At 36.9% G+C, this 4,271-nt stretch carries 3 protein-coding genes and 1 pseudogene; all 4 read right to left on the bottom strand.

What is annotated here, in order from left to right:
* Nucleotides 1-203 (bottom strand): hypothetical protein (locus ACED20_RS20965; protein ID WP_378106676.1); only part of this gene is annotated, 203 nt, incomplete at its 3' end.
* Between the two features lie 180 nt (nt 204-383).
* Nucleotides 384-650 carry a hypothetical protein gene (locus ACED20_RS20960; protein WP_256041098.1) on the bottom strand — a complete coding sequence of 89 codons (267 nt, stop codon included), beginning with the start codon at nt 648-650 and terminating at the stop codon, nt 384-386.
* A gap of 22 nt (nt 651-672) precedes the next feature.
* Nucleotides 673-2,034: an RHS repeat domain-containing protein gene (locus ACED20_RS20955; protein WP_378106674.1), complete on the bottom strand. Its 1,362-nt coding sequence runs from the start codon at nt 2,032-2,034 to the stop codon at nt 673-675.
* Nucleotides 2,035-3,425: 1,391 nt separating this feature from the next.
* Nucleotides 3,426-4,271: pseudogene (locus ACED20_RS20950) on the bottom strand (hypothetical protein); the annotation flags it as partial.

Raw genomic sequence — 4,271 nt, 5'->3', positions numbered from 1 at the left:
CAGCCACGGATGTTATAAGCATAATCGATGCTCTGCAGGTTGTTTCCTACTTTTTTATTGGAAAGTTGAGAAAGTTCGTTATAGGTATTTTGCGCCAGGATCTCTTCCTGGTTATTGTCCACTTTGTGCTTATGCACCAGAAGCCGGTTCTGATTGTCATATTCAAAAGTTTCGGTAATGACTCTTTCCGTATCAGCGTTCAATATTTTATGGTAGGTTTTGGAAAGCTTGGCCACGCTTGCAAAATCCAGCTCGGTTTCCGTGTTGGTGTATCCGCCCAGGTGGTTGGTAGTTTTGACAGCGATCTATAAAACCCACCGCAATTGCGGTGGGTTCTTTTTTATTGCTCACGGATTATAAATCCGAGAGATAGGGATTTCCACTCAATTATAACCTAAGGGATACCACACGCCTCTAAAATTAGGAGGTAAAATGTTAGGCAAAATATGATTAGAATCTAAATTTGTCAAATTAATATTTTCCACACAGTCTTTAATTACTATTTCTTCATTTCCTTTGAATACTTTTTGTTTTAAAAGTATTAATGCATCCTCATAGTTATATCCTGTAATTCCACAGCCTAATTTAAGAGTTGGTGGTAACGTGGTAGAGTGCTCAAACGTGAACCAAAAACGAATTAATTTAGTCATTAATAATATCTTATTTTAATAATTATTGTTTTTTATCATTTACAAAAGGTACCAATAATGGTGTAGGATTTACTGTTTGAGGAGCCAATGTCACTTCTACTGGTTCAAATCTTACAACAGGACCTATGTGTTCATTTCCATAACCAGGTATTATACCTGTATTAGGATCTATAGACGGTAACTTATTTTGTTCAAAATATTGAATAGAACTAGGAGGAGCTATGTAATCAATATCACTACGTGTGCCTGGTCCTTTACCTAAAGGTAAATCTGAACCTACATTTCTTCTGGTTCCTTCTGCTGCGCTTCCAACTACTTCAAGAGGTCTTCCTGCCTTATTTACTTCAGTTTGTATTTGTCCTACTTCGCTCTTTGTCAGATCTCCCATTGCGGAAACATTACTATTACTTCCGCCTTTCGTTCCGCCTGCTTTATGCGTAATTACAGCAGCTGAAGCTATTACTGCCAAAGACCCCATAGCTTCAGCATCTCCTTTTACAGCTTTTTTAGTCGTTTCTACAATCGATTTAGCCCCGCTGGTTTCATAAACCGATTTTCCGTATTGTTTTACTGCTGCTTTAACCCCTCCAGTTTGGTAGGCATTGTAAACTTTTCCTGCTTCCCTAACTCCTCCTGCAACACTGGTATATGTACTGGTAACTGCGCCTTTAATCATGCTACCACCTGTAGACCAAGCTCCTTTAGCATAGCTTTTAACCTGACTCCAAGTTGGCCAAGGCCACATTCCATCAGGATCAACAAACATGATTGGATTATCAAAGGCATAATTGTAAGGTGAAAATCTTCTACCTAATTCAGCAGCAGGATCTACGACACCCCACCGTCCAACATCCGGCATATAAAACCTTGCGCCGTAATCATACATCCCGCTTTCCGTCTGCAACTCCTTTCCGTTGTATTTGTACTGATACGAAGGATTACCTACTGATCCGTTATATCCGGAATGCTTCATCCCAAAAGGATAGTAATTGTTTTCCTCAAGAACTGCTACGCTGCCGCCATTATTATAGTAGCTTAACCTTACATTTTCCAGATGGTCTGTGTAATTGTAAATATACTTATTATTTTCAAAATTATAATAGCCTTCAGAAGTTGGGACGAACTTTAAAGTCCGTGTTATTCTTAAAGAAGAACCCTGGCCTTCATACTGGAAGCCATCCAAATATTCGGTTATCTTGTAAGCCTTAGACTGGTTCTTGCCTAGCCCGTACATATAAATTTTATTCAGTTTCGCTCCGTCTGCCCTGAAAAGGTAGGTTGTCGTAATATTATGTGTTTCCGTAACTCCGCTGAAGATATTCCTGATCTGATACGTCTGGTCAAAAGTAAGACGGTTGGGAAGATTCAGGAAGTTATAAGCCATGTTCAGNGAAAAGGTAGGTTGTCGTAATATTATGTGTTTCCGTAACTCCGCTGAAGATATTCCTGATCTGATACGTCTGGTCAAAAGTAAGACGGTTGGGAAGATTCAGGAAGTTATAAGCCATGTTCAGAATCCCTTTATCCTTATGGGAAATCATATTCCCGTTAACATCATAGGGAATAGCAATCCCCGATACCTCAGGGTAACCCCGGTAATCCGTGGAAGAATCCATGACTGAACTAAGCCTGTTGCTCTGGTTATTATTGGCATAAGCGTAAGTAAGGTCATCAATATTGAATGCTGCGGATCCCTGTTGTGATTCTGCGGATCTTTTTAAATGGGTAATATTCCCGTTCAGGTCATAATCCATCTTCTCAAAGTATTCCTTAGCCGACGGATTGGAATCTTTCTGGTAAAAACCGGCCAGTAATCTGTTCACTCCATCATAAACATAGCCGTATCTTCTCAGGTTGTCTACTGTAGTTGTTCCTGTTCTCCAGTCTACTTCCGCAATATTGCCGTTGTATTTCGGTTTTACTTTCAGAGTAGAAAAGTCTGTATTGGGCGTTTCAAACCCTTCCACTTCACTGTATTTTACTTTATACCCGAACAGTTTTCCGTTAAGGTTTGCCGGATCATTGATCTTGGTCATCCATCCGCGGATGTTGTAGGTGTAATCGATGCTTTGAAGATTATTTCCTACTTTCTTATTCACAAGCTGAGACAGATCGTTATAGGTGTTTTCAGCAAGCAGTTCCTGCGGGTTATTATCCACCTGATGATAATGCTTTTTCAGCCTGTTTTGGGAATCGTACTCAAATCTTTTCTGTACCGTTACCCCAATTCGCCATGTTTTTTGAGGTTAAAAATGAAAAGCATCTTATTTTATGCTACTCTTTATAACATAAAACCCAACGCAATTGCGGTGGGTTCTTTATTATTGCTCACGGATTATAAATTCGCGAGATCGGGGGGTTATTTATAATCCTGTAAATTTTGAACGAATAGCTTTATAGAAAAAAATAAATAATATAAATATGCCTATTACAATATTATAAACCCCTAAAATCTTATTGGATGGGGCGTATAAAAATGTATAAAAATAATATTCCACTGTAAAATATAGTATTATAGAAATTAAAAAAAATATGTTTTTCTTTATTTTTAATATAAAGTATATTGGAAAACTAAAGATTAATACTAACGGAATCATATATATTGATACCTGTAGAATATAATTTAAAGTAAGACTAAATATTTTGGAAGATGTTGCCGCATTATCTAGTACAATATGCTTAAATCGATTTCCAACAAAAGCAAGCACAACAAAGAAGATAATATATTTTATTGTTGTGTATAAAAAACTGTTAATAAGATTGGTTTTGAACATATTAGTTTCTTTTATAAAATCTTGATGGGTAATATGAAAAATCATTTATTGATTTAGGTCTGATTACGGTATTTTCTGAAGGACGAATATAATTTCCTTTACTGTCTTTAAATGGATTCATGCCAGAAACTCCTTTTAATGCACTATGAGTTCCTTGAAAAGATGGCTGATTATACTGCATTAATTTAGAAGTATTGCCACTACCAGAAACTGTTAGTTTAGCCGAAGGAAAAACATTCGTGTAAGCATCTACCGAAAGACTGCCATTAGCACTGTTATAATTAATATTTAATTTTTGAGCAACATCTACTATTTTAAAACCTATCTGATTTAATCCCCATTCTTCAATTGGAGATACACTTGCATGCTGTTCAAAATTTGTATTAATTCCCGTTGATGTAGGAGTCATTCCAAAAACATTATTACTTCCTCCTTGTCCTGGATAAAACATTCTTGGTGCACCAATTGGAGTATCACCAGGTTTGGATTCAAAACTTCCTGACAAACTTGTTAATTCTCCTGCTTCATTTTCTCCTGCTGTTAGCTTTAAAGTACTTGTTAATTTAACACCAGAAGCATCTACTATACCATTTAAGGGTCCATCCCAAAGATTTCCGTCAATATAACTGGTAAAGTTAAATGTTAATTCCTTTCCTAAATAGGTTTCTCCAGCTTTAGTTGTGGATTGAGAGTTTGCATTTTTATCCCAATAGATCGAGCCATCTTTTCTTTCCACAAAATCATTAACTCCTCTACCATCAGGATCAATAAAACGGATTGGATTATTCATAGCATAGTTATAAGTGGAATGCCTGCGATATTTCTCCGCCAGCGGATCCACTACACC

This window comes from Chryseobacterium sp. sg2396 (assembly GCF_042610505.1).
In the GTDB taxonomy this organism is placed as follows: Bacteria; Bacteroidota; Bacteroidia; order Flavobacteriales; family Weeksellaceae; genus Chryseobacterium.
Note: the sequence above shows the minus strand (reverse complement) of the source record. Positions and strands in the feature narration are given on the sequence as shown.

Excerpts from the sequence above, each read along its gene's own strand:
- ACED20_RS20960 (WP_256041098.1), bottom strand. The coding sequence starts at position 650 with ATGACTAAATTAATTCGTTTTTGGTTCACGTTTGAGCACTCTACCACG.
- ACED20_RS20955 (WP_378106674.1), bottom strand. The coding sequence starts at position 2,034 with ATGGCTTATAACTTCCTGAATCTTCCCAACCGTCTTACTTTTGACCAG.